The organism is Kribbella sp. CWNU-51 (assembly GCF_054073265.1).
In genome coordinates this window covers 78,598-96,018 of sequence record NZ_JBSXMZ010000039.1, presented here as the reverse complement: position 1 = coordinate 96,018, position 17,421 = coordinate 78,598, and the positions used below count along the sequence as shown (strand labels likewise).

General features: G+C 69.5%; 19 protein-coding genes, 1 tRNA gene and 1 pseudogene. 17 read left to right on the top strand and 4 right to left on the bottom strand.

Translation table 11 applies throughout. The features are described 5' to 3' along the window. Positions 1 to 18: 18 nt before the first annotated feature. The 9 genes and pseudogenes from ACXC9Q_RS31795 to ACXC9Q_RS31755 form a co-directional block, all read left to right on the top strand. Positions 19 to 513, top strand: coding sequence for an anthrone oxygenase family protein (locus tag ACXC9Q_RS31795; RefSeq protein WP_457060347.1), 495 nt, complete (start codon positions 19 to 21; stop codon positions 511 to 513). Between the two features lie 12 nt (positions 514 to 525). Continuing rightward, entirely contained in the window at positions 526 to 1,353 is an 828-nt protein-coding gene (locus ACXC9Q_RS31790; protein ID WP_457060345.1) for a TIGR03936 family radical SAM-associated protein, read from the top strand. Positions 1,354 to 1,501: 148 nt separating this feature from the next. Further along, positions 1,502 to 4,903: an Rne/Rng family ribonuclease gene (locus ACXC9Q_RS31785; RefSeq protein WP_457060344.1), complete on the top strand. Its 3,402-nt coding sequence runs from the start codon at positions 1,502 to 1,504 to the stop codon at positions 4,901 to 4,903. A gap of 174 nt (positions 4,904 to 5,077) precedes the next feature. Next, positions 5,078 to 5,395, top strand: coding sequence for a 50S ribosomal protein L21 (gene rplU, locus ACXC9Q_RS31780; protein WP_457060485.1), 318 nt, complete (start codon positions 5,078 to 5,080; stop codon positions 5,393 to 5,395). An 11-nt stretch (positions 5,396 to 5,406) separates the two neighbouring features. After that, positions 5,407 to 5,667, top strand: a complete 261-nt coding sequence (rpmA, locus tag ACXC9Q_RS31775; RefSeq protein WP_328522445.1) for a 50S ribosomal protein L27 — start codon at positions 5,407 to 5,409, stop codon at positions 5,665 to 5,667. A 124-nt stretch (positions 5,668 to 5,791) separates the two neighbouring features. Continuing rightward, on the top strand, positions 5,792 to 7,363 hold the full coding sequence (gene obgE, locus ACXC9Q_RS31770; protein WP_457060343.1) for a GTPase ObgE: 1,572 nt from the start codon (positions 5,792 to 5,794) through the stop codon (positions 7,361 to 7,363). After that, positions 7,363 to 8,475, top strand: coding sequence for a glutamate 5-kinase (gene proB, locus ACXC9Q_RS31765; RefSeq protein WP_457060342.1), 1,113 nt, complete (start codon positions 7,363 to 7,365; stop codon positions 8,473 to 8,475). The genes obgE and proB overlap by 1 nt, the downstream gene beginning before the upstream one ends. Before the next feature lie 71 nt (positions 8,476 to 8,546). Further along, positions 8,547 to 8,732, top strand: a complete 186-nt coding sequence (locus ACXC9Q_RS31760) for a hypothetical protein (RefSeq protein WP_457060340.1) — start codon at positions 8,547 to 8,549, stop codon at positions 8,730 to 8,732. 87 nt (positions 8,733 to 8,819) lie between these two features. Continuing rightward, positions 8,820 to 10,079: pseudogene (locus ACXC9Q_RS31755) on the top strand (glutamate-5-semialdehyde dehydrogenase); the annotation flags it as partial. Here ACXC9Q_RS31755 and ACXC9Q_RS31750 read toward each other — a convergent pair. After that, complete coding sequence (locus ACXC9Q_RS31750; protein WP_457060338.1) at positions 10,064 to 10,738, bottom strand: 4'-phosphopantetheinyl transferase family protein; 675 nt, start codon at positions 10,736 to 10,738, stop codon at positions 10,064 to 10,066. The pseudogene ACXC9Q_RS31755 and the gene ACXC9Q_RS31750 sit on opposite strands and share 16 nt — an antisense overlap. Beyond that, complete coding sequence (locus tag ACXC9Q_RS31745) at positions 10,735 to 11,307, bottom strand: PadR family transcriptional regulator (RefSeq protein WP_457060337.1); 573 nt, start codon at positions 11,305 to 11,307, stop codon at positions 10,735 to 10,737. Before ACXC9Q_RS31745 ends, ACXC9Q_RS31750 begins: the two co-directional genes overlap by 4 nt. A gap of 67 nt (positions 11,308 to 11,374) precedes the next feature. On the opposite strand from ACXC9Q_RS31745, the gene ACXC9Q_RS31740 reads away from it, so the two are divergent. After that, positions 11,375 to 12,262: an alpha/beta fold hydrolase gene (locus ACXC9Q_RS31740; RefSeq protein ID WP_457060336.1), complete on the top strand. Its 888-nt coding sequence runs from the start codon at positions 11,375 to 11,377 to the stop codon at positions 12,260 to 12,262. Here the strand turns inward: ACXC9Q_RS31740 and ACXC9Q_RS31735 are convergent. Continuing rightward, positions 12,249 to 13,112 carry a winged helix-turn-helix transcriptional regulator gene (locus ACXC9Q_RS31735; protein WP_457060335.1) on the bottom strand — a complete coding sequence of 288 codons (864 nt, stop codon included), beginning with the start codon at positions 13,110 to 13,112 and terminating at the stop codon, positions 12,249 to 12,251. The genes ACXC9Q_RS31740 and ACXC9Q_RS31735 overlap by 14 nt on opposite strands. Positions 13,113 to 13,191: 79 nt before the next feature. Here ACXC9Q_RS31735 and ACXC9Q_RS31730 point away from each other — a divergent pair, with 79 nt between their 5' ends. After that, on the top strand, positions 13,192 to 14,391 hold the full coding sequence (locus ACXC9Q_RS31730) for an MFS transporter (RefSeq protein WP_457060334.1): 1,200 nt from the start codon (positions 13,192 to 13,194) through the stop codon (positions 14,389 to 14,391). On the opposite strand, the gene ACXC9Q_RS31725 is transcribed toward ACXC9Q_RS31730, so the two are convergent. Then, a complete protein-coding gene (locus tag ACXC9Q_RS31725; RefSeq protein ID WP_457060333.1) occupies positions 14,324 to 14,773 on the bottom strand; it encodes an Lrp/AsnC family transcriptional regulator in 450 nt (149 codons plus the stop codon). The genes ACXC9Q_RS31730 and ACXC9Q_RS31725 overlap by 68 nt on opposite strands. Before the next feature lie 144 nt (positions 14,774 to 14,917). Here ACXC9Q_RS31725 and ACXC9Q_RS31720 point away from each other — a divergent pair, with 144 nt between their 5' ends. The 6 genes from ACXC9Q_RS31720 to ACXC9Q_RS31695 all read left to right on the top strand — a co-directional run bounded on the left by ACXC9Q_RS31720 (position 14,918) and on the right by ACXC9Q_RS31695 (position 17,402). Beyond that, positions 14,918 to 15,046: a hypothetical protein gene (locus ACXC9Q_RS31720; RefSeq protein ID WP_457060332.1), complete on the top strand. Its 129-nt coding sequence runs from the start codon at positions 14,918 to 14,920 to the stop codon at positions 15,044 to 15,046. Between the two features lie 89 nt (positions 15,047 to 15,135). Continuing rightward, positions 15,136 to 15,291 (top strand): hypothetical protein, encoded by a 156-nt coding sequence (locus ACXC9Q_RS31715; RefSeq protein WP_457060331.1) that lies wholly within the window; start codon positions 15,136 to 15,138, stop codon positions 15,289 to 15,291. Between the two features lie 20 nt (positions 15,292 to 15,311). Next, the gene (gene nadD / locus ACXC9Q_RS31710; protein WP_405065322.1) at positions 15,312 to 15,923 is read left to right on the top strand and encodes a nicotinate-nucleotide adenylyltransferase; all 612 of its coding nucleotides are present in this window, start codon (positions 15,312 to 15,314) and stop codon (positions 15,921 to 15,923) included. A gap of 7 nt (positions 15,924 to 15,930) precedes the next feature. After that, positions 15,931 to 16,314, top strand: a complete 384-nt coding sequence (rsfS, locus tag ACXC9Q_RS31705) for a ribosome silencing factor (RefSeq protein WP_328522431.1) — start codon at positions 15,931 to 15,933, stop codon at positions 16,312 to 16,314. Continuing rightward, positions 16,311 to 16,955 carry a histidine phosphatase family protein gene (locus ACXC9Q_RS31700; protein ID WP_457060330.1) on the top strand — a complete coding sequence of 215 codons (645 nt, stop codon included), beginning with the start codon at positions 16,311 to 16,313 and terminating at the stop codon, positions 16,953 to 16,955. The genes rsfS and ACXC9Q_RS31700 overlap by 4 nt, the downstream gene beginning before the upstream one ends. 374 nt (positions 16,956 to 17,329) lie before the next feature. Then, positions 17,330 to 17,402, top strand: a tRNA-Ala gene (locus ACXC9Q_RS31695). The last annotated feature ends 19 nt before the right edge of the window (positions 17,403 to 17,421 follow it).

Genomic DNA, 17,421 nt, shown 5'->3' with positions numbered 1-17,421 from the left:
CGTACTGGAAGGAGCGAGATGAACGGACTGCGGGTGGCGTCGCTGCTGGTGGCCACGATGACGACCGGGCTGGTGGCCGGGGTGTACGCGAGCTACGCGAACGCCTTCATGCCCGGGTTGGCGAAGACCGACGACAAGACCTTCGTCGGCGCGTTCCAGGCGGTCGACCGGGCCATCGTCAATCCACTGTTCCTCGGGCTCGGGTTCGTCGGCGCGTTGCTGTTCACGCTGCTGGCCGGCCTGCTCAGCCTGAAGGAGAAGGCGCTGCCGTGGATCGCGGTCGCCTTCGTCCTCTACCTGATCACGATGATCCTGACGATCGCGGTCAACGTCCCGCTCAACGACACGCTCAAGGCGGCCGGTGACCCGAACACTATCGACGTGGCCGCCGCTCGGGCCGCCTTCGACGAGTCCAAGTGGCGCGCGTTCAACCTGATCCGCACCATCCTCGCCACCGTCTCCTTCGGTCTCCTCGGCTGGGCCCTCTACCTCACCGGCACATCCGCCGCCTGAGACAATGCCCGGGTGCCACCTGTTCAAGCTCCACCGTCGCAGCAGCTCCCCGCGGTCCAGAAACTGCGGGTCCGGTTCGCCAAGCGCGGACGGCTGCGATTCACCTCACACCGCGATTTCCAGCGGGCGTTCGAGCGCGCCGTCCGCCGGGCGGAGCTGCCGGTGGCGTTCTCGCACGGCTTCAGCCCGCACCCGAAGATCTCGTACGCCGGTGCCGCGCCGACCGGGGCCGCGTCCGAAGCGGAGTATCTGGAGATCTCGCTCACACAGGAGCGGGACGCCGAGCAGGTCCGGGCCGCCTTGGACGAGGCGCTGCCACCCGGTCTCGACGTCCTCGAGGTGGTTGTCGCCGGCCCCGGGTCGCTGGCCGACCGGCTGGAGGCGAGCGAGTGGCTGATCGCGTTGCCCGGTGTGGATCCGGAGGCGGCTGCCGAGGCGGTGGCGGCGTTCCTGGCCCGGGAGGAAATTCTGGTCGAGCGCATGACCAAACGCGGGCTTCGCTCGTTCGACTGTCGGGACGCCGTTCTGCGACTCACCGTCGCGCACGAACCGGGGTCGGTTGCGACGTGTGCGATACTGCAAGTGGTGTTACGGCACGGAACCCCGGCCGTGAGACCCGACGACGTTCTCGCCGGCGTGCTCGACGTAGCGACGCTCCCGGTGACGGGCCCGGCTCTTTTGACCAGGCTCGCCCAGGGCCCGCTCATCGCGGCCTCCGGCACGGTGGACGACCCGCTCGCTCGTGACCGCGACGCCACCCAGGCGACCGCGACCGGCCAGGCGGAAGACCACCAGACGCACACAGCGGAGGGCGACGCCGCCGCTCCCTCCGAGCCCTGAGCACGGGCGGAGCGGATCCAGCAGGCTTCCGCCGCGCCGGCACCAAGAAAACTGTGCCGGACGGCGAACCGTGACCGCTCTGTGGCCGCGCCGGACCCGTGACAGGGGTCGCAGGATGCGCCGGAGGGCTTGAGGAGACCCGCACTACATGCTCGACAACGAGCCGACTACCGAAGCAGCCGACACGGCTGCCACCGCCCAGCAGCAGCCAGGAGCTCGCAAGACCGCGAAGAAGGCCGCTGCGAAGAAGACCACCGCGAAGCGCACCGTCAAGAAGACCGCCGCCGCGGAGGTCCCCACCCAGTCCGACGGCGAGGTCGCCGATCCGGTGCCCGCCACGGCCAAGAAGACGGTCGCCAAGAAGGCTGCCGCGAAGAAGACCACGGCCAAGAAGGCCGCGGCGAAGACGGCTGCCAAGAAGACCGCCACCAAGCGTCCGGCCAAGAAGGCGGCCGCGCAGGATGCGTTCCCGGAGCTGATCGAGACCGACGCGCCGGAGACCACCCTGGCCGACGGCGGCCCGGTCGTCGAGAACGCCCCGGCGATCGCGCCGAAGACCACCCGCAAGCGCACTGCGACCAAGGCCGCTCAGGCCGACCTCCGCACCGAGGACAGCGCCGTCACCGACGGCCCCGTCGCCGACGCGGAAGCCCCCGCCGCGTCCGGGCCGACCGAGTCCCGCTCCTCCCGGCGCACTCGCTCCCGTGGACGGTCCGCCGACGCCGCAGCATCCGCTCAGACCGGCACAGGCGACGGTCAGCCCGGCGCCGTGTCCAGCGCCTCCGCCTCCGCCGACGAGGCGTCGACCAACGCATCCGCGGATAACGCGTCGAGCAACACGTCCGCGGATACGACCGCCGGCCAGGACACCAACCAGGCCGACGAGCCGACCACCCGCCGTACGCGCCGCCGGGCGCCGGCCGCTGCTCCGGTGCTGTTCCAGGCGCCGGTCGACGTGCCGGCTCAGGCACCCGCGCAGGCCGCCGCGACCAGCGCGGTCGAGGCAACGCCGGAGGCTGTCGAGACCACCGGTGCTGAGCCGAGCCCCGACGAGCAGCCGACGACGACTCGCCGTCGCCGCAGCCGTCGTGGCCGCGACACCGAGGCCCGCGACACCGAGGCCCGCGACGCCGAAGCACTGGGTGACGAGCCCCGCGAGGGTGACCAGCCTTCCGCCGAGCCGAGCCGGCGTTCCCGCGCGGGTAGCGCGGCAACCGGATCAGGTCAGCGGCCGGTCGAGGTCACCGACGAGGACGAGACGGCCGAGGCCGGACAGACCGACGAGCACGCCGACGCGCAGTCCGAGGACGGCGAGGACGGTGGCGAGGGCACGCGTCGCCGCCGCCGGCGCCGTGGCGGCCGTCGCCGTCGCAAGTCCGGTGACACCGACGCCGAGGACACCGCCGACGAGCAGTCCGACGAGGACGACCAGGACGAGCCCGAGGCCGAGGCCGGCTCGGATGACGAGCACGACGGCTCTGCCGACTCCGACGAGGACGGCGACGCCAGCGGTAGCTCGTCCCGGCGCCGTCGGCGTCGTCGTCGCCGCAAGGGCGAAGAGGGCGCTGGAGCCGCGGACGACCCCGACGAGACCGTCGTACGGGTCCGCGAGCCGCGCAGCAAGAACACCGTCAACGAGATCACCGCGGTCGAGGGCTCGACCCGCCTGGAGGCGAAGAAGCAGCGCCGCCGCGAGGGTCGCGCCGCCGGACGCCGCCGGGCGCCGATCGTCACCGAGGCCGAGTTCCTGGCCCGGCGCGAGTCGGTCGAGCGGACCATGGTGATCCGCGCTCGTGGCGACCTGACCCAGATCGCCGTCTCCGAGGACAACGTCCTGGTCGAGCACTACGTCGCCCAGGAGGAGCAGGTCTCGCTGATCGGCAACGTGTACCTCGGCCGGGTGCAGAACGTGCTCCCCAGCATGGAGGCCGCGTTCATCGATATCGGCAAGGGCCGCAACGCGGTTCTGTACGCCGGTGAGGTCGACTGGGCCACGCTCGGCGGGGCCAACGGGCCGCGCAAGATCGAACAGGTGCTGAAGTCCGGCCAGGCCGTGCTGGTCCAGGTGACCAAGGACCCGATCGGCCACAAGGGCGCCAGGCTGACCAACCAGATCAGCCTGCCCGGCCGGTACGTCGTCTACGTGCCGCGCGGCGGCAACGGCGGCATCAGCCGCAAGCTGCCCGACACCGAGCGGAGCCGCCTGAAGGGCATCCTCAAGGACATCGTCCCCGACGAGGCGGGCGTGATCGTCCGGACCGCGGCCGAGGGCGCGTCGGAGGAAGAGCTGACCGCCGACGTCAGCCGGCTGCAGAAGTACTGGAACGACATCGACAAGAAGTCGAAGAGCGGCCAGGCCCCGCAGTTGCTGCACGGCGAGCCGGATCTGCTGATCCGGGTGGTCCGCGACCTGTTCACCGAGGACTTCACCAAGCTGGTGATCTCCGGTGACGACGCGTACGACCAGGTGCGCGAGTACGTCTCGGACGTCGCGCCGCACCTGGCCGACCGGGTCGAGAAGTGGTCGGGCGACGGGGACGTCTTCTCGAACTACCGGATCGACGAGCAGATCAAGAAGGCGCTGGACCGCAAGGTCTGGCTGCCGTCGGGTGGTTCGCTGATCATCGACCGGACCGAGGCGATGACGGTCGTCGACGTGAACACCGGCAAGTTCACCGGCTCCGGCGGCAACCTCGAGGAGACCGTCACCAAGAACAACCTGGAAGCGGCCGAGGAGATCGTCCGGCAGCTCCGCCTCCGCGACATCGGCGGCATCATCGTGATCGACTTCATCGACATGGTGCTGGAGTCGAACCGCGACCTGGTGCTGCGCCGGCTGGTCGAGTGCCTGGGCCGCGACCGGACCAAGCACCAGGTGGCCGAGGTCACCTCGCTCGGCCTGGTCCAGATGACCCGGAAGCGGATCGGCACCGGTCTGCTCGAGGCGTTCAGCGAGAACTGCGACCACTGTGGTGGCCGCGGCCTGATCCTGCACGACGAGCCGAAGGAGTCCCGCCGCCGCGACAACCGCAACGGCCAGGACAACAACAAGCCCGCCGCGCAGGCCGAGGAGCCCCGCAAGTCGTCCCGCCGCCGCGGCCGTGGCAAGGGCCGCGCCGAGGACGAGCACACCGAGGAGCCGTCGCAGCACAACGGCGACGCCGCCCACCGCCTCGCCCAGATCGCCGCCGCCTCCGCCAAGAAGGACGAAGAGGCGACCGAGACCGGCGAGGGTGCAGTGGCAGAAGCCGGAGCAGGTACGCCGGAGCCCACCGGCTACCCGGTGTCCGCCAGCGCCGACGAGCAGGTCAGCCCGGAGGCAACCGGCTTCCCGGCGCCCGCCGACACGGCCACGACCATCCCCACCGACGCGGCGGAGCCGGTCGAGGCGACCCAGAACGGGTCCGCCAAGTCGGGCAGCACGCGGCGGCGGCGCAGCAGCCGCGGCCGGGGCAAAGGCGCCCAGGCAGCCGGTGGCGAGTCCGCTGGCGAGGGTGATGCAGGCAGCCCCGGAGCCGACGCTCCGGAACTCGTAACGACCAGCAGCTGAACAGATGTGACATGAGTCCCCACGCAGGCGGATGACCCGGTTTGACCCGCCTGTGAGGGGACCCGTAAACTTGAGCTTCGGCGCGCGTTCCGCGTGCCATGTTTGTGTGGGCCGCGAGCAGGTCTGTGCAGGCCCCCGTAAGAACTTCCGAACCAGCAGAGAGTGAGATCCACGGTGTACGCGATCGTGCGCAGTGGCGGCACCCAGCAGAAGGTCGCCGTCGGCGATGTCATCGAGATCGACAGCCTGACGGACGCGGTGGGCGACACCGTGTCCTTGCCGGCGGTCCTGGTCGTCGATGGCGACACCGTGACGGCCGACGCCGCGGCGCTGTCCAAGGTGGCCGTGTCGGCCGAGGTCCTGGGCCGTACCAAGGGTCCCAAGATCCACATCCTCAAGTACAAGAACAAGACCGGTTACCGCAAGCGCCAGGGTCACCGTCAGCACTACACCCAGGTCAAGGTCACCGCGATCGACGCGAAGAAGAAGTGAGCTGATCAGAAATGGCACACAAGAAGGGCGCCGCGTCCACCCGTAACGGGCGCGACTCCAACGCGCAGCGGCTCGGCGTCAAGCGGTACGGCGGCCAGCTGGTGAACGCCGGCGAGATCATCGTCCGTCAGCGCGGCACGCACTTCCACCCGGGCGACCTGGTCGGCCGTGGCGGCGACGACACGCTGTTCGCGCTCGCCGAGGGCCGGGTGGAGTTCGGCACCCGGCGCGGTCGTCGCGTCGTCAACATCGTCCCGGCCCCGGCGGAGTAACACCGCCACCCGGACGTAGTCAAAGCTCTGAGAAGGGCGGGTCGCGGAATACCGCGGACCCGCCCTTCTGCTGTGTTAGGCAGAGCGCTTTTGAGCGGCACCCAACAGGAAGTAGAGAACACCGATGGCGATTCCCAGCTTTGTCGACCGGGTCACGGTGCACGTCACCGCGGGCCGCGGCGGAAACGGCTGCGCCTCGGTGCACCGGGAGAAGTTCAAGCCCCTCGGCGGCCCGGACGGCGGGAACGGCGGCGACGGCGGCAGCGTGATCCTGCGCGTCGACCCCGACGTCACCACGCTCGTCGACTACCACCGCTCCAGCCACCGCGCCGCCACGAACGGTGCCCAAGGCAAGGGTGATCACCAGGCCGGCAGCAACGGCGGCGACGTCGTACTCGGCGTCCCCGACGGCACGGTCATCGGTACGGCGGACGGCGTCGTACTCGCGGACCTCGTCGGACCCGGCGCGGAGTTCGTCGCGGCGCAAGGCGGCAAGGGCGGCCTCGGTAACGCGGCCCTGGCCAGCAGCGCCCGGAAGGCCCCCGGTTTCGCCCTGCTCGGTGAGGACGGCGAGGAGCGCACGCTCGTCCTCGAGCTCAAGGTGGTCGCCGACATCGGCCTGGTCGGGTTCCCGAGTGCCGGCAAGTCCTCGCTGGTCGCGTCGATCAGCCGGGCCCGGCCGAAGATCGCCGACTACCCGTTCACCACCCTGATCCCGAACCTCGGCGTCGTGGTCGCGGGTGACGTCACCTTCACGGTGGCCGACGTACCCGGCCTGATCGAAGGGGCGAGCGAGGGACGCGGGCTCGGGTACGACTTCCTGCGGCACGTGGAGCGGTGTGCGGCGCTGGTGCACGTCATCGACTGCGCGACGTACGAGCCGGGCCGCGACCCGCTCAGCGACCTGGACACGATCGAGGCCGAGTTGCAGGCCCACGGCGGGCTCGAGGACCGGCCGCGACTCGTTGCCCTGAACAAGATCGACGTACCCGACGCGCGGGACATCGCCGAGATGGTGCAGGCCGAGCTGGAGCAGCGCGGGCTCCGGGTGTTCCCGATCTCGACCGCTTCGCACGAAGGCCTGGAGGCCTTGAAGTTCGCGATGGCGGAGATCGTCGTACGGCGTCGTACCGAGGAGGAGAAGCCCGACACCACGCGGATCGTGATCCGGCCGCAGGTGCAGGGCGGACCCGAGTTCAAGGTGAAGAAGCTGCCGGAGGACGGCGGCTGGCTGGTGCAGGGCGAGAAGCCCGAGCGCTGGGTCCGGCAGACCGACTTCGCGAACGCGGAGGCGACCGGCTACCTGGCCGACCGGCTGAACCGGCTCGGCGTGGAGAAGGAGTTGCTCGAGCTCGGTGCGATGGAGGGTGACGCGGTCGTCATCGGCGACGGACCGAACGCGATCGTGTTCGACTTCGCGCCCGAGGTCCAGGCCGGGGCCGAGATCCTGGCCCGGCGCGGTGAGGACCACCGGCTGGAGGAGCCCCGTCCCGCGGTGCAGCGGCGGCGGACGAAAGACACCGAGTACCACGCCCACCGGGCGTCGGGGGATCGGTCCGAGTACGGCCAGGGCTGGGTCGAGGACGAGGTCGACCTGTCCCCGGCCGAGGCGAAGCGAGCAGCGGAGAAGGCGGCGAAGCTGGCGCGCAAGGAAGCACGCGAGCTCGAAGCCCGGGACATAGATCAGGACGCCTGATGAAACCTCGCGCGGAGGCTGTGCAGGCCACGCGGATCGTCGTGAAGGTCGGCTCGTCGTCGCTGACCCAGCGCGGCAGGATCGACCTTGTGCGGCTCCAGTTGCTCGTCGACGCCGTCGCGGCGCGGCGGGTAGAGGGCACCGAGGTTGTCCTCGTCTCATCCGGCGCAATCGCCGCCGGCATGGCTCCGATGGGTCTTCGGTCGCGACCGCGCGACCTGGCGACACAACAGGCGGCGGCATCCGTCGGCCAGGGCCTGCTGATGGCCCGTTACAGCGATGCCTTCGCGGAGCATGGGCTGCGCGTTGGTCAGGTGCTGCTGACGGTCGATGACGTGACCCGGCGGAGCCATTACCGCAACGCCTATCGGACGTTCGCCCGGTTGCTCGAGCTGGGCGTCGTACCGATCGTCAACGAGAACGACACGGTCGCCACCACCGAGATCCGCTTCGGCGACAACGACCGGCTGGCGGCACTCACGAGTCACCTCGTCCACGCCGATCTGTTGTTGCTGCTGTCGGATGTCGACGGGCTGTACGACGGGGATCCGCGCAAGCCCGGTACGTCGATGGTCGCCGAGGTCCGCGGTCCCGCGGATCTCGCGCCGCTGCGGATCGGCCGGAACGGGTCGTCCGGAGTCGGCACCGGCGGCATGCAGACGAAGGTCGAGGCGGCCGCGATCGCCACCGAGGCAGGCATTCCGGTCGTCCTGACGTCGGCCGCTCGCGTCGGCGAGGCCTTGCGGGGCGAGCCCGTCGGCACCCTGTTCCACCCGACCGGCCGCCGCCGCAAGACCCGCCTGCTCTGGCTGGCCCACGCCACCTCCGGTCAGGGCGTACTGCGCCTGGACGAAGGCGCGGTCCGAGCCGTGACAGAACGCCGTACGTCGCTCCTCCCGGCCGGAATCTCCGCCGTCGAAGGCACCTTCTCCGCCGGCGACCCGGTCGACCTGGTCTCCCCGTCCGGCGCCGTCATCGCTCGCGGCCTGGTCAACTACGACGCCACCGAACTCCCCGACCTCCTCGGCCGCTCCACCCGGGATCTGGCCCGCGAACTGGGCGCCGCCTACGAACGCGAGGTCGTTCATCGAGACGACCTGGTGCTCCTGTAGCTCCAGAGGTCCTGGGTGTTTGTGACGGTGAACCCTTGCCGACCGGGCAGATGTTCCCAAAGCTCGGTGGTATGAGCGGAAAGGGCAGCCGGGGCGCCGGCGGCGGGGACGCGGTGTACGGGCTCGGCCTGATCGGTGCCCTCGTGTACTACATCCAACAAGCCGACAGCTTCTGGGAAGTCATCGTCGGCATCCTCCAGGCCCTGGTCTGGCCGGTGTTCGTCACCTACGACCTACTGAAGTTCTTGCACCACTGAAGCAGCCGTCCCAGGCCCGCCACCCTCGGGGCGACCGTCGCAAGACGTGACGCGGTTGAGACGGCGGGGCGGGCAGGCTGGGGCGCGCTCTACGATGAGGGCGTGAGCGAGATCATCGAGCTGGCCCGGCGGGCGCGGGAGGCGTCGTACGCGTTGGCGGACGCTTCGCGGGCGACCAAGGACGCGGCGCTGCACGCGATGGCGGCAGCCCTGCGAGCGAACACCGACACGATCGTCGCGGCGAACGCGAAGGACGTCGCGGCGGCCCGGGAAGCCGGTACGCCGGAGTCCACGGTGGACCGCCTGGCGCTGAACCCTGCCAGGGTTGACGGAATGGCCGCCGGACTCGAGCAGCTGGCCGGGCTGACCGACCCGGTCGGTGAGGTCGTCCGCGGCTACACCCTGCCGAACGGTCTGGAGCTCCGCCAGGTCCGCGTCCCGTTCGGCGTGATCGGGATCATCTACGAGGCCCGCCCGAACGTGACCGCCGACGCGGCCGGCATCTGCCTGAAGTCCGGCAACGCGGTCCTGCTCCGCGGTTCATCCTCCGCCGCCGCGTCCAACGAGGCGATCGTCGCCGTACTGCGGGACGCTGCGACCGAAGCTGGTTTGCCGGCCGATGTGATTCAGGGCGTGCCGACGGATCGGGCCGCGGTGAAGGAGCTCATGCAGGCGCGCGGGCTGGTCGACGTACTGATTCCGCGCGGTGGTGCCGGGCTGATCCAGACCGTGGTCACCGAGTCGACCGTGCCGGTGATCGAGACCGGCGTCGGCAATTGCCATGTCTACGTGGATTCCGACGCGGATCTGGGGCTCGCGCTGGAGATCTTGCTGAACTCCAAGACCCAGCGGCCGAGTGTCTGCAACGCGGCCGAATCCCTCCTGGTGCACGCGTCGGTGGCCGACGAGTTCCTGGCCACCGCGTTGCCGGCGCTGACCGCGGCCGGCGTGACCGTGCACGGCGACCCGACGGTAGTTGCCGCTGGCAAGGATGTGGTCGCCGCGACGGAGGACGACTTCGGCCTGGAGTACAACTCGCTGGACCTGTCCGCGGCCGTGGTCGACTCGCTGGAGGCTGCGGTGCAGCACATCCGCCGCTACAGCTCGGGTCACACAGACGCGATCATCACCCGCTCGCAGGCCGCTGCGCGCCGGTTCGTACAGGCGGTGGACTCGGCCGCGGTCGTGGTCAACGCCAGCACGCGTTTCACCGACGGCGGCGAGTTCGGCTTCGGCGCCGAGATCGGCATCTCGACCCAGAAGCTCCACGCCCGCGGTCCGATGGGCCTCCCGGAGATGACGTCGACCAAGTACGTCGTCACCGGCGAAGGTCAGATCAGGACCTGAGTCGCGTCGTTCACCCGGACGACGAGCGGCTCGGCGCGAAGTACCGCGAGCGCCGCGGCGTAGTCGGCGCCGACCTCGAGGTCGGTCAGCTGCCCAGTGTGCCGCGCCCACTCCCACACCTCTGCCGGCTGGTCCGGTGGACTGACGACAACCGTCCGTAGGTCCGCCCGGACCCCGACCCCGGTTGTCTTGACCACTGCCTCTTTCCGCGTCCACACCTGCGTGAACGCCTTCGCTCGTGCGATCCCGTCGTACTGCGCCAGCCCCTGCACTTCCTCGGGAGCCAGGCATAGGCGACCGACCGCGTCGATGTCGATGCCGGGGTCGACCTTCTCCACGTCGAGCCCGACCGGGTGATCGCCGATCGCGACGCCGACGAGCTCGCCGGAATGCGTCACTGACAGCTCGACGCCGTCCACGCGGACCTTGCCGTGCGGCTTCCCGCAGTCCGGGCAATTCCGATCGAGCCGTACCTTTGCCGCAGGCAACGAAAACCGTGCCGCCAGCAACCGTCGCACCATCGTGCAGCCGAGCAGGAACCGCGCCTTGTCCTCGTCCCGCCGGTACGTCGCCAGCCGCCGCTGCTCGTCCGCGTCGAGATCAACGGCGAACTCATCGCGGGCCTGATCGAGCCGGGCCCACCACACCTCGACGGTCACACCGGTCCGGGCTTCCAGGTCAACGTTCCGGTGGTCAGATCGTCGACAATCCGATCGATCCACTCCGCCTCGGCCACGGCGATCGCCCGCTGGTACTCGGTCTCGAGCAGGGCGAACCGGGGGATGGGCTCGCCCTCCAGGACCAGCTCGGCGTCGAGCACGGCGATCCGCTCGGACAGGTGGTCGCGGCGCTCGGCGAGCAGTTCACCGGCCGTCTCCGGCGTCACCAGCATCACGAACGACAGCCCCGCCGGGAACTCGGGGAACTCGTTGCGCGGGGTGGTGAGGATCTCCGCCAGCCACTCCCGGCAGATCGCCCGCCCGTCCTCGGTCAGGTGGTAGACGGTGCGCTCCGGGTAGCGTTCGTCCCGCTCGGTCGCGCCGGCGGTGATCATGCCCTCCTCCTCGAGGCGCACGATCATCCGGTACAGGCTGGTCCGCTGGCCGACGTTGACCACCTGGTCCTTGCCCCACTGCTTGATCAGCCGCTGGATCCCATAGGGATGCATCGGCCCGTTCTCGAGCAGTCCGAGGATCGCGAGGGCGAGTGGTGAGCGTCGCATGGTCATAGCGCCAGCATACGGGTTCCGAGATACTAGTTGCAATGCAACTAGACGATGTGTGACTATCGATCTCATGAGAACAGCAGAACTGAGCCAGGGTGCGGTGGAGTCCCGCGACGGCACCGAGATCGGCTACTGGAAGACGGGGCAGGGGCCGGCGGTCGTCGTACTGCACGGCAGCATGGAGTCGGCGCGCAGCCACACGTTGCTCGCCGAGGCGCTGGCCGGCGACTTCACCGTCTATCTCCCGGATCGGCGCGGCCGCGGTCTGTCCGGTCCGCATCGGCCGGATCACACCGTGCGGACCGAGGTGGAAGACCTCGAAGCCGTGCTGACTGCAGCGGGCGCCGAGCTGGCGTTTGGCGTGAGCGCGGGTGGCGCGGTGGTACTGGAAGCGGCTCGCACGCTGCCGAGCCTGCAGAAGATCGCAGTGTATGAGCCTGCGATTGTCGACAATCCGACGCCGCACCGGGAGTGGCTGGCCCGGTTCGACCGTGAGGTTGCCGAGGGCAACCTTGCCGGCGCGATGGTGACCAGCATGTACGGACTGCAGTTGGCGCCGGCGTTCCTGAAGGTGATCCCGCGGCCGCTGATGACGCGGATCACCGAGAAGATGCTGGTGAAGGATGAGCGGCAGGCCGGCGCGGATGCCATCACGATGCGCAAGCTCGCGCCGACCATCCACTACGAGGGCACGCTGATCGCCGAACTCGCCGGGACCTTCGAGGATTTCCGCTCGGTGTCCGCGGATGTGCTGTTGATGGGTGGGAGCAAGGGGCTGCCGGCGTTGAAGCCATGGCGGGACACCCTGGAGAAGGTGCTGCCGCACTGCCGGCGGATCGAGTTGGACGGCCTCGACCACGGCTCGTCCAGCGACCCGGGTGGAATCAATCCGAGCGGCAGTGCCAAGGCGGTCGAGCGGGTGGCCTCCGAGGTCAAGGCGTTCTTCAGGCAGTCTTGAGTGCCCAGTCGACCGCGTCCGCGATGTCCGTGACCGGATACCGCACGGCTTTGACGACGCGGTCGTCGCCGATCACGAGTACGACGCGCTTGAGTCGCTCGTACCCACCGGCGCGGAAGGTGGGCAGCCGCAGCGCGGCGGTCAACTCCAGTTCGAGGTCGGACAGCAGCGGGTGTGGGATCTCCTCGGCGTTCGCGAACGCCTGCTGCTCGTCCGTGCGTTGGGTGCTGACCCCGCGGACTGCGACTCCGTTGGCAGCGAATTCGTCGTACCGGGCGGCGAAGAGGCGGTTCTCCAGGGTGCAGCCGCTGGCGCCGGCGATCTCGTTCCAGCCGTCCGGCAGCGGGGTCGGCCGGCTGGTCGCCGGGTACCCGAACAGGACGGTCGCGCGGGAATCCGGGTCGATCACGTCCAGCGCCGGACCCGCGGTCGAAGGCAGGCTGATCTGGGGGACGCGGCGTCCGACGAGCTCGTGGATCCGGTGGGCGGGTGGCTCGTCGGCGTCGTTCGTGCCGGTGAGTGAGCCGTCGCCGAGCAGCCAGCGGTCGCCCCAGTCCTGGAGCGCGACGAGGACCGGCAGCAGCGCCCGGCCGCGCGGGGTGAGGCGGTAGGCGTAGCGGGTCGGGCGGTTCTGGTACGCCGATCGCTCGACGATCCCGGTGTCGACCAGGCCGGCCAGTCGCTCGGTCAGGACCTTGCGGGAGATGTGCAACGAGTCGGCGAGCTGATCGAACCGGTCAAGACCGCGGGCCAGGTCGCGGACGATCAGCAGTTCCCAGCCGTCGCCGATGACACCGAGGGATTGCGCTATCGCGCAGTCCGGCTCGGGTGAGAAGCTGCTCCGCCGCACATCGACCCCATTCCGGTTGCCACCCCGCTAACCGGGCTTGTAAGTTCCTAATAGGAACTCACTCTACCTGGGGGCTGACATGTACTGGCGCCGCATCGCCGAACTACCCGGGTGGCTCAAGGCGGTGATGGTCGGCCAGATGGTCAGCTCGGCCGGTGCGCTGGCGTGGATCTACCTCACGCTGTACCTGGTCGAGGATCGCGGGATGTCGGCGCAACAGGCCGGCTTCGCAGCAGCGGCGTACGGCGTGGGTTTGCTGGGCGGCAATCTGGGCGGTGGATGGTTCGGTGACCGCTTCGGCCTGCGTACGGCCGCCATCGCGAGCCAATTGGCCTGGGCGGTGACCTGCCTGACTCTGCCGCTCGTCCCAGCAGGGTGGATTGGTGTGGTCGCTGCACTCGCTGGACTGTGTGGTGGTGCGAGCCGCCCGAACCTGAGCGCCCTGGTCGCCACCGCCCTCCCGTCCGAGCGCCGGCGGGAGGGAATCGCGCTGTCGCGAACTGCGAGCAACGCCGGCTCCACCATCGGGCCGCCGCTCGGTGGACTGCTCGCGGCGTACGACTTCTCGCTCGTCTTCGTGGTGGACGCGGTCTCCAGCCTGGTCCTCGCGGCCGTCATCTGGCGGTGGGTGCCGGGCGTTCGCCGTACGTCGTCACCCGCGGGGGCCGGCCTCTGGCGTGTGCTGCTCCGGGACCGGACCGTGTTGGTGTTGCTGGCAACGATCGTGGTCGTCGACACCGTGTACCGCCAGGTGTTCGCGACCATGCCGTTGCTCTTGCGGGACGCCAGTTCGCCAGCGGTCGCGTACGGCGTACTGATCGGGCTGAGCTCCGTGGTCATCGTGTGCTGTGAGGCGCCGCTGGCCGTCCGCTTGCGAGGTCACCGCTCGACCCGGGTGATCGCAGTCGGATTCGCGCTCGTGGGCGTGGGGCTGGCCGTCCTCGGGATCTGGCCGGCGCTCGTCGGGGCGACGTTGGCGATCGTCGTCATCACGGCGGGGGAGATGCTCTACAAGCCGACAGCCACCGCGCATGTCGCCGACGCTGCCCCAGCCGGGATGGTCGGGCGCTACTCCAGCCTGTACGCCGCCGCGTCGATCAGCGGGATGTTCCTCGCTCCCGCCCTGGGTGGCGCCGCGTATGAGCACACCCCGGGGTTGCTCTTCCCCGTGGCAGCCGCGCTCGCCCTCGCGGCAGGCGCCGTACTCGTGATCAGTCCGGCAGGGGAGCGGGCCGGCCTTCCCAGCGAGTCGACAGCACGACAGTCGTCCGCGTCCTGACCACGCCATTCACTCGGCGCAGCGAGCCGACCACCGCCTCGAGCTGGGTGACGTCGGCGACGCGGACCTTCACCACGAGCTCCTGGTCGCCGGCGACAAACCAGCAATCCTCCACCGCGTCGATCTCTCGCACCTGCTCGACGATGTCGTCGGTCTCCACATCGTCGCGCTGGAACAGCCCGATCAGCGCGCTGGTGCCGAGCCCGACCTGCGCCGGCGCGACCACCGCGCGGTAGCCGAGCAGTACACCGCGCTCCTCCAGCCGTCTCACCCGTTCCTGGACGCTCGGCCCGGACAGCCCGACCACCCGGCCGAGCTCAGCCCAGCTCGAGCGTCCGTTCAGCCGGAGTGCCTCGATCAGCTGCCGATCGATCGCGTCCATGAATCCTCCCGTTTGCCACAGATTCGAAGGCTGGGAATCTTGTGGACCTTTAATTCGTTTGTGAGAGCGTAAGGCAAACCGTATAATTTCCAGTGTCGGGGACAGCCCGCCCCGACCTCGACGTACCAACCCAGTGAAGGAATCATGATCACCCCCGATGTTGCCCGTGCCCACATCGACGAGCTGCACCGCGTCGCCGCGCAGTCCCGGCGCGCCCACGCCGCGCCGTCCGTCTGGCGCCGGCTGCTGACCCGTCACATCCGCCACAGCTGACCTCAACGATGCGGCCGGTGTGCCTCCAGTGTCATTCCTGGGGCCACCGGTCGCTGTTCTATAGGTAGTCACGAGATAGGCTCTGCCTCATGCTCTCGCTCCTCGTGCCGCAGGTGGCGGCTCTCGAAGAAGCCGTTGAGGCTTCGCACATCTCGCCGTGGTGGTACGGCGGGTTCGCCCTGACCGTGCTCGTCCTGTTGCTGCTCGTCACCGTCATCATGGGCAAGGGCCGGCCGCACAGCTGAGCGGCTGAATACTGGCTGACATGGCTTCTGTCGAGCGGGTCCGGCGCCTGGGCGTGATGGGTGGCACGTTCGACCCGATCCATCATGGCCACCTGGTCGCGGCCAGCGAGGTGCAGGCGTACTTCGATCTGGACGAGGTGATCTTCGTCCCCACCGGCCAGCCGTGGCAGAAATCCGACCGGGTAGTGTCCGCGGCCGAGGACCGGTACCTGATGACCGTGATCGCGACCGCGTCCAACCCACGGTTCTCGGTCAGCCGGGTCGACATCGACCGGCCGGGTCCGACGTACACGATCGACACGCTGCGCGACCTGTCCGAGCTGTATCCGGACGCCGAACTGTTCTTCATCACCGGCGCCGACGCGCTCGCCCAGATTCTCACCTGGCGCGACGTGGACGAGATGTTCAAACTGGCCCAGTTCGTCGGCTGCACCAGGCCCGGGACCGAGGGCCTCGAGCTGCCGCTGGACCAGCTGCCGATGGATCGGATCACCCTGCTCGAAGTGCCGGCGCTGGCGATCTCGTCGACCGAGTGCCGCGCGCGGGTCGCCAAGGGGAACCCGACCTGGTACCTCGTCCCGGACGGCATCGTCCAGTACATCGCCAAGCGTGAGCTCTACACCAACCGTTAGGAACCACATGCCAGCCAGCGAACGCGCCATCGAGCTGCTCACCGCGGCCGCCGAGGCGGCCCACGACAAGAAGGCGGAGAACGTCCTCGCCTTCGACGTCTCCGAGCAACTCGCCATCACCGACGCGTTCCTGGTCGCGTCCGCCTCCAACGACCGCCAGGTCCGCGCGATCGTCGACGCCGTCGAGGAGAAACTCCGCGTCGACTTCGATGCCAAGCCGGTCCGCCGCGAAGGCGCCCGGGAAGGCCGCTGGGTGCTGCTCGACTACCTGGAGATCGTCATCCACGTCCAGCACGACGAGGAGCGCAGCTTCTACTCCCTCGAGCGCCTCTGGCGCGACTGCCCGGTGATCCCGCTGCCGTCGCCGGTGCCGGGGGCTGCCTCAGAATGACGGCGGGACGGCTGATCGTCTGGCGGCACGGCCGGACCGAGTGGAACCTGCAGGACAAGATCCAGGGCCAAGCCGACATTCCTCTCGATGACGTCGGCCTGACGCAGGCCCGTGAAGCGGCCTTGCGGTTGGCGTCACTCGCGCCGACCCGGCTGTTCGCCAGCGACCTCCAGCGCGCCGCCGCCACCGCCGGCGAACTGGCTCTGCTGACCGGTCTGAAGATCGAGTACGACGAAGCCCTCCGCGAGATCGACGTCGACGACTGGGCCGGCCTGACCATGGCCGAACTCGCCGCCATCAACCCCGAAGCGGCCGCCCGCATCCGCTCCGGCGAACCCCAACGCCGCGGCACCGCCGGCGAAACCGTCGAAGAGGTCGCCCAACGCTTCTGCGACGCCCTGGGCCGGGTCGCCGCCGAGGGCACCGCGGAAGACACCATCGTCATCGCCACCCACGGCCTCGCCGCCCGCGTCGGCATCTGCCTCTTCCTCGGCATCCCGCAAGCCCACTGGCCCGCCTTCGGCGGCCTCGCCAACTGCAACTGGGTCTCCCTGCTCCCCGGCCGCCGCGGCTGGCGAATCGAAGAATGGAACGCCGGCTCCCTCCCCGAACCAGTAATGAGCGACGACCCCCAACGCTGAGCGGACAACCCCTCAGGACACCGCTGTCTTGTCGACCGCCTCCGGCGGTTGCCGTGGAGCCTAGTCCGGTGTGCTGTGGCCCGCGCGGGATCGAGCGTGGCCGGGTGCGCAACGACACCGCTTGGCGATGGCTGTGCTCTCGGCGTTCTTCGGCGGCTGCCGCGGATCGCTGTCCGGCTTTGCTGTGGTTGGAGGTGGGCTGTAGTGCCTGGGATGGGAGTGCGCGTTGGGGCGGGATGGGCAGCGTGGACGGAGGTGACTGCAGACAAGTCTGGCCGTCTACCAGGTGCCCTCGGCGGCTGCCACCGGCGTACCCACCCGATTTTTCTTCGATGCCACTCATCCGCTAAACTTCCGGAGTCGCAAGACACCGCGGGGCTTTGGCGCAGTTGGTAGCGCGCTTCCATGGCATGGAAGAGGTCAGGGGTTCGAATCCCCTAAGCTCCACGCAGGTCAGAGGCCCTTT

Bases quoted from the DNA above. Each gene is read 5' to 3' on its own strand.
- ACXC9Q_RS31745 (WP_457060337.1), bottom strand. From the start codon at position 11,307: ATGACCATGCGACGCTCACCACTCGCCCTCGCGATCCTCGGACTGCTC.
- ACXC9Q_RS31760 (WP_457060340.1), top strand. From the start codon at position 8,547: ATGAGCGGAAAGGGCAGCCGGGGCGCCGGCGGCGGGGACGCGGTGTAC.
- ACXC9Q_RS31785 (WP_457060344.1), top strand. From the start codon at position 1,502: ATGCTCGACAACGAGCCGACTACCGAAGCAGCCGACACGGCTGCCACC.
- rpmA (WP_328522445.1), top strand. From the start codon at position 5,407: ATGGCACACAAGAAGGGCGCCGCGTCCACCCGTAACGGGCGCGACTCC.
- obgE (WP_457060343.1), top strand. From the start codon at position 5,792: ATGGCGATTCCCAGCTTTGTCGACCGGGTCACGGTGCACGTCACCGCG.
- ACXC9Q_RS31725 (WP_457060333.1), bottom strand. From the start codon at position 14,773: ATGGACGCGATCGATCGGCAGCTGATCGAGGCACTCCGGCTGAACGGA.
- proB (WP_457060342.1), top strand. From the start codon at position 7,363: ATGAAACCTCGCGCGGAGGCTGTGCAGGCCACGCGGATCGTCGTGAAG.
- ACXC9Q_RS31740 (WP_457060336.1), top strand. From the start codon at position 11,375: ATGAGAACAGCAGAACTGAGCCAGGGTGCGGTGGAGTCCCGCGACGGC.
- ACXC9Q_RS31730 (WP_457060334.1), top strand. From the start codon at position 13,192: ATGTACTGGCGCCGCATCGCCGAACTACCCGGGTGGCTCAAGGCGGTG.
- ACXC9Q_RS31795 (WP_457060347.1), top strand. From the start codon at position 19: ATGAACGGACTGCGGGTGGCGTCGCTGCTGGTGGCCACGATGACGACC.
- ACXC9Q_RS31700 (WP_457060330.1), top strand. From the start codon at position 16,311: ATGACGGCGGGACGGCTGATCGTCTGGCGGCACGGCCGGACCGAGTGG.
- ACXC9Q_RS31720 (WP_457060332.1), top strand. From the start codon at position 14,918: ATGATCACCCCCGATGTTGCCCGTGCCCACATCGACGAGCTGCACCGC.
- ACXC9Q_RS31715 (WP_457060331.1), top strand. From the start codon at position 15,136: ATGCTCTCGCTCCTCGTGCCGCAGGTGGCGGCTCTCGAAGAAGCCGTT.
- rsfS (WP_328522431.1), top strand. From the start codon at position 15,931: ATGCCAGCCAGCGAACGCGCCATCGAGCTGCTCACCGCGGCCGCCGAG.
- nadD (WP_405065322.1), top strand. From the start codon at position 15,312: ATGGCTTCTGTCGAGCGGGTCCGGCGCCTGGGCGTGATGGGTGGCACG.